This window comes from Candidatus Binatia bacterium, from assembly GCA_036382395.1.
Taxonomy (GTDB): Bacteria; Desulfobacterota; Binatia; order HRBIN30; family HRBIN30; genus JAGDMS01.
The window spans coordinates 1-5,576 of record DASVHW010000248.1 but is presented as its reverse complement, the minus strand read 5'-3'; the positions used below and the strand labels follow the sequence as shown (position 1 = coordinate 5,576).

6 protein-coding genes are annotated in these 5,576 nt (G+C 64.0%); 3 read left to right on the top strand and 3 right to left on the bottom strand.

Annotated features, from left to right (window positions below):
• Window positions 1-575: hypothetical protein (locus VF515_11585; GenBank protein HEX7408275.1), on the bottom strand; the 575-nt coding region annotated here is incomplete at its 3' end.
• Between the two features lie 9 nt (window positions 576-584).
• Window positions 585-1,757: a cytochrome c gene (locus tag VF515_11580; GenBank protein HEX7408274.1), complete on the bottom strand. Its 1,173-nt coding sequence runs from the start codon at window positions 1,755-1,757 to the stop codon at window positions 585-587.
• 416 nt (window positions 1,758-2,173) lie between these two features.
• Between VF515_11580 and VF515_11575 the strand changes: the two genes are divergently transcribed.
• The 3 genes from VF515_11575 (at window position 2,174) to VF515_11565 (ending at window position 4,349) form a co-directional block, all read left to right on the top strand.
• Entirely contained in the window at window positions 2,174-3,409 is a 1,236-nt protein-coding gene (locus VF515_11575) for an NAD(P)/FAD-dependent oxidoreductase (GenBank protein HEX7408273.1), read from the top strand.
• Between the two features lie 256 nt (window positions 3,410-3,665).
• A complete protein-coding gene (locus tag VF515_11570; protein HEX7408272.1) occupies window positions 3,666-3,914 on the top strand; it encodes an AbrB/MazE/SpoVT family DNA-binding domain-containing protein in 249 nt (82 codons plus the stop codon).
• Between the two features lie 6 nt (window positions 3,915-3,920).
• The gene (locus tag VF515_11565) at window positions 3,921-4,349 is read left to right on the top strand and encodes a type II toxin-antitoxin system VapC family toxin (protein HEX7408271.1); all 429 of its coding nucleotides are present in this window, start codon (window positions 3,921-3,923) and stop codon (window positions 4,347-4,349) included.
• 266 nt (window positions 4,350-4,615) lie between these two features.
• Here VF515_11565 and VF515_11560 read toward each other — a convergent pair whose 3' ends face one another.
• Window positions 4,616-5,128 (bottom strand): DUF456 family protein, encoded by a 513-nt coding sequence (locus VF515_11560; GenBank protein ID HEX7408270.1) that lies wholly within the window; start codon window positions 5,126-5,128, stop codon window positions 4,616-4,618.
• Between the last annotated feature and the right edge of the window lie 448 nt (window positions 5,129-5,576).

Below are 5,576 nucleotides of genomic sequence, written 5' to 3'. Positions count from 1 at the left end.
TGGATGCCGCTTCTCCAGTCGCGGTACTGCGTTCCGTGGCATTGGCCGCACAATCGATAAGACTCGGTGAACGGGACGAGTGCGCCGCTTGCCAACCGGAGTTGGTTGCGGTCATTCGCGTCGTGGCAGTCGAGGCACCAGCGGTGCTCCTCGTCGTGGTGGAGCACGATATCACTGTGCATGCTTTCAAGAGGGCGGCGCTCGGGGTTCGGAGGGAAGCCCGCGTGGCATTCCATGCAGGGGAAGATTCCTTCGCTGAATGGCGGGGCAGGGACAGGGAAGACCATCGCCGCCGCCCCGCTAGCTGTACCAGTGGCCGCCTCGAGCGCCTCCTCTTTGGCAAACACCATGGGGAAGTCGGCCGGCCCGAAGGCCTTGTCTGCTGGTGCTCCCACCGGTGGAACCACGGGCTTCGCCCGGACAATGACCACGAGAATTACGAACACCGTCACGGCGGACATGACGAGCAGCGGGATCAGCGCGTTCGAGCGAGCGATCGAGAACTCGCCATCGAGCGGTTCCCTGTTCTCCTCGCGTCCCGATTCACCGTGCGAGTCGGAATGGTTCTCACTCATGTACTGACCTCACTTGCCGTGGCTACGCGACCGCAGGAACTCGACCAGATCGCGCATCTGGTCGTCGTCGAATCGTGGCCAGGAGGAATGTGTCTCGATAATCTTCTTTCCCATTTCAGGTGCGTGGTTCCACATCGCCGAGGCCCAGTGGAGGGGCGACCGAACAGCGTCCGGAACCGCGAGATCGGGCCCCACCTTTGACCCCTCGCCCCCGGCAGCGTGACACCCGGAGCAGGATTTTTCGCGGAAGAGGTCGTTGCCCCGCGCCACGTTGCCGCTCTGCCCCATGTATTGGACGTAGTACAGGTAAGCGAAGAGGTCCGACATCTCGGTGTCCGTAAGCTTGGGGAACGGCACGCCGAGGTCCTTCATTTTTGCCCACATCGTCGGGCCGTGGTTCCACAGCGCGCCCACCATCTGCGCCACATGGAGCTGCGGCCGTGGCTGACCGAGGTCGGGACCCACGGTGCCGCCGGTCCCGCCGATCGCGTGGCATTTGATGCATCCCTTTTCCTGGAAGAGAGTCTTGCCTGTTCGTGGGTTGCCGGCTTGGGCGTAGGCCAACTCCAGCGGGGCAGCTCCTGGCGCATCGCTGCGAAGGAAGGCCACCAAGTGCGCCGCGTCGTCATCCTCAAAGCGGGGCCGGATGACCTTGAGTTCTTCCATCTTTGTCGCCATTGTCGGGCCGTGGTTCCACAAGGCTTGGGCCAGGAAGAAAGACGACATGTAGGGTCTGAGTTCGTCGAGCCGTGGCCCCGCGGTGCCGCCGCGTCCGCCGAGCTGATGGCAGCGCGTGCACGCACGCTGCTCGAAAAGGTTCTTTCCCCGCTCGATGTCGCCCGGCTCGCCAAGGAATTTCGCGAAAAACAGATAGCCAGCGAGCGTACCCATCTCATCCGGTGAAAGCTTCGGGCGCTCCATCTGCTGCGCACGCATCTTCTCGACCATCGTGGGCGTGTGGTTCCACAACGCACCCGCAAACTGCATGATGTCACGCCAGGACCCGGTGCGCCCGAGGTCCGGACCCACATGTGCCTCGCCATTGCTGCCCCAAACGTTGTGGCAGCGGGCGCAGCCCTTGGCCTCGAAGACGAGCTTGCCCTCGGCAAACGGCTGGCTGGGCGGTGTCTCGCGCGCGTCACCGTCCCCGGCGCGCGCTTGTGGCGCGAACGCGAACGTCATGAGAAGGATGAGCGTTCCCACTACAATTGTGGCACTGCGGAACGACGCAAAGCGACGTCTCCCTCTCCTCATGACAGCGTTTTCCATCGGGGTATTCGGTACAGTACGACGGACAGGCAAGTAGCTTGCCAGCGAAAAAATGGCAAGTGGAATTCCAGAAGGATCTGGTCTCTTCGCGTTCGCGAGAAGCGATCGGAGCGGTGTTCTCGAAGGTGGGAATGATCGGGTCTGGCCTTACGCCAACGGCGGCACGGGAAATTGGTGGATGCTGGACAGCGTGCCGCACCGGGAGCTTCCGGTTTGCGCCACAGCCCCGGCGAGCGTATTTCCTGAGGGCGCTGTGAACATGCTCGATCAGGAACATTCGTCGCCACGGAGTTGACGATGACAGATGTGATCGTGATCGGGGGGCGGGGGTGGCGGGCCTCGCCGCCGCGCGCGAATTGGCGCGAACTGGGGTGCCCGTATGCGTTGTCGAGGCCGGCGACAGAATCGGCGGGCGGGTCTACTCTCGGCGCGACTTCTGCGGCGAGCCTGTGGAGGCGGGTGCGGAATTCATCCACGGCGTCGGGGCGGAAACCTGGCCTGACGTGCGTGCGGCCGGACTCACGGCGCGCCCGTGCCCACACATCCGAGACACGATGTTCAACATCGGATACGGCGCGCACTGGCTTCCGTTCGTGCTCCTCCATCCTGGTCTCTGGCCGACCTTCACCATCCTCCGCCATCTCGCGCGGCACAAACCTCCCGACATCTCGGCGCGAGAATTCATCGAGCGCCGCGGCTATCGCGGGCGCGCCAGGATTCTGGCGCAAATGGTGCTCACCGCACACTTGCCGGGCAGCATTGACGAGGTCGGCGTGCTTGGCTTGGTCGAAGACGGGGTCTTGAAACTCGAAACCGGCGTGAATCACCGCGTGGTGGAGGGCTATGATCGGCTGGCCGAGCACATTGGTCGGGGTGTAGACCTTCGGCGCGGCTTTGCCGTGCAAACGGTTCACTGGGGCGCCGATGGTGTTGCCATCCGTTCGTCGGACGGCCGTGAGCTGTCCGCGCGCGCCGCCGTCTGCACCCTGCCAGTCGGCGTGCTCAAATCAGGCGCGGTGCGCTTCATTCCCGAACTGCCGGAGAGTAAGCGCGATGCGCTCCGCTGCTTGGAGATGGGTCCGGTCCTCAAGATCCTGCTCCGCTTCGAAGAGCGGTTCTGGCCCAGGAAACTGGCCCTGCTCGGCTGTGGTGTCGGACCGGTCACGCTCTACTGGCCGGTATTCTACGGCACAGACGACAAGCCGCCCGTGCTGACGGCGTACTGCACCGGGCCGCGGGCCGCGGCTCTCGGTAAGGTCAGCGAGGAGGAAGCTGCTGCGATTGCGGTGAAAGATCTGCGCACGCATTTCCCCAAGGCGGCACCGAAATTGGTTACTTTCCACCGGATCGACTGGGCGGCCGATCCGCTGGCCTGCGGCGGCTACACGTTTCTGCGCCCGGGAGGCACGGGCGCGCGAACGCGCCTTGCGGCGGCGAATACGGGGTCGCTGTTCTGGGCCGGTTCAGCTGCCGCTACACGGACCATTGCCGACACCGTGGAAGGCGCCTTTGTCAGTGGCTTGCGGGTAGCCTCGGAGGTGCGGGCTTTCCTTGAGCGCCCGTAAAGCGCAACCGATCAACTATCGAGCAGCAACCGAGCTGGGTCCCAGGTCGTGCACGAGGGCGCTGACAAACCGCGCGGCGTCGGCACCGTTGGCGATGCTATGACCGAAGGTGAGTGACAGCGGTAGAGTCGCGGTGAGGGAATTCTGGTGGCGGCCTTGTCGGTCTCGATTGGTGCAATATCCGAATCATCGCGACGTCCCGCACGGTTCGCGCTTGCAGAGTCTGCAGTGATCGGCGTAGATACACGGCATAGCTATGAAAACGGCCAAGCTCTTCAAGCATGGAGGCAGTCAGGCGGTGCGCTTGCCGAAAGACTTTCGGCTCGAGGGCACTGAGGTCCTCGTCGAGAGGCGAGGTGAGGCGGTCGTCCTGCGTCCGAAGCCGAAGATCAAGACCCTCGCAGACCTGGCGCGTCACATGCGGCATCGGTTCCCCGCGGGTAGCGACTTCCCTGGGCGGGAGCAACCGAAGGTGCAGCAGAAGCGAGACCTGCGGTTCGAGTAAGCAGGCATGCCCACCGCTTTCGTCCTCGATACCGATGTGTGCATCGACCTGATTCGAGGCCATAGTCCACCCGAGGGCTCAGAGAGTGGGCGCGTGCCTCTTGACGCCAGCGTCATCTCCAGCGTCACGTTAGCGGAGCTCGAAGTGGGCGTCGCCAAGGCGCCAGCGCCGAGCCGGCCGCGGCGACAACTTGACGACTTCTTGGGGCAGGTGGTTGTTGCCGACTTCGGCGCGGCTGCTGCCAGTCATTACGGAGCAATCCGGGCGCATCTGGAGAAGAAAGGCACCGTCATCGGTGCGCTCGACATGTTGATCGCGGCCCACGCCCGGAGCCGTGGCGCCAGCCTGGTAACCGCAAATCTGCGCGAGTTTCGGCGTGTCCCTGGGTTGAAGTGCATCGGTTGGAAGCGAACCGCTCGGAACAGCGCCCGCTGAGTCGAATCAATAGTTTGACAGATTGACAATATCCTAAAGGCTGCTCACGCAGGTGGGCTTCGTGCACTTCATTGCTGCCGGTTCAACCGCCGGATTCAGGTATCTGAATTGCCCCAGTACCCGCCGCTGCTGCTCACCGCCGCGACGCTCGTGCCTGTCTTGGCGAATCGCTGACTACGCAGCGTCAGGTGTGAGACTAGAGCGCAACGACCTGCTCTTCCCCCGACGACCTCCCTGCCCGAAAAGATCCCGTTCGTTGATCGCCCTCACAAGACTGCGGCGGCCAGCACCACGAGCATCACCACGGCGATGGCTGCCTTGAATACAAAACCCAGCAGCCGGCCACGGAAGGCCGCCAGTCCCGTCGACAGTGCCGAGGTCATCGTTCCACCCTCCGAGATGACAGCGAGTGCCGCACCGGCGAACGCGCCGACAAGGGCGCCCAGCAGCGAACCGACCCCAAACAGCAATGGCGTACCGGCCAAGCCACCGACAACTCCACCGGCCAGCGCGCCAACCATGACGCGCCGCGAAGGCCGCTCGCCGGCCGCACCAGCTGCACCGGCAAAGAACTCGCCGCCCTCGCCGACCACCGCCAGCAGAAACAGCCAGCCGACGGTCGACCAGGTGACCGCCGCGAATCCGGTCGCCCACCCATACACCAGCGCCGCGATAACGATGAAAAGCGTTCCTGGCAGTCCGAGCAGCAACGACGTCAGAGAGGCCACACCGGCAGTCAACAGGAGCAGCAGGCCGATGACGTGGAGGAGCGTCCCCATGCGACAGCCAATAGCACGGCCCCGTGGCATGGCGAACAAGCAAGCCGGGGCGAAACAGAGGTGCGAGGGCCGATCTTCAAGCCGCGCTGAGCATCAGGTGCTGACTGGTTTCGGCTGCGATCCGAAAGAGATCCTCGGTTCAATCCTTGACCACATGGGGAGACCCCTATCCCCGCGCCGCCCGACATCGAACAGAAGAGTCCGGCGCTTACGTTATTTCCTACTTTCCGGGTCTGAACACCCATGCCTGGCCCTTTGTCCCCGTCCTTGCGTCGCCGTTGCCGAAATCTGCCAACGGGACTAGAGTTCGCCGCCATGCGCCTTGGGATTCTCGCCCGCGATGCGCTCCGCGCTTACCGGCCGTGCGTCGCAGCACGCAGCTCGGAGCCGCATTGAGCACCGCGGCCGCTCGCCCAGGGCTCGCCGCGGGGCTCTACCGTCTCATTCC

What these genes read in the sequence shown, in the direction of transcription:
- VF515_11580 (HEX7408274.1), bottom strand. Translation starts at nt 1,757, where the DNA reads ATGACGTTCGCGTTCGCGCCACAAGCGCGCGCCGGGGACGGTGACGCG.
- VF515_11570 (HEX7408272.1), top strand. Translation starts at nt 3,666, where the DNA reads ATGAAAACGGCCAAGCTCTTCAAGCATGGAGGCAGTCAGGCGGTGCGC.
- VF515_11565 (HEX7408271.1), top strand. Translation starts at nt 3,921, where the DNA reads ATGCCCACCGCTTTCGTCCTCGATACCGATGTGTGCATCGACCTGATT.
- VF515_11560 (HEX7408270.1), bottom strand. Translation starts at nt 5,128, where the DNA reads ATGGGGACGCTCCTCCACGTCATCGGCCTGCTGCTCCTGTTGACTGCC.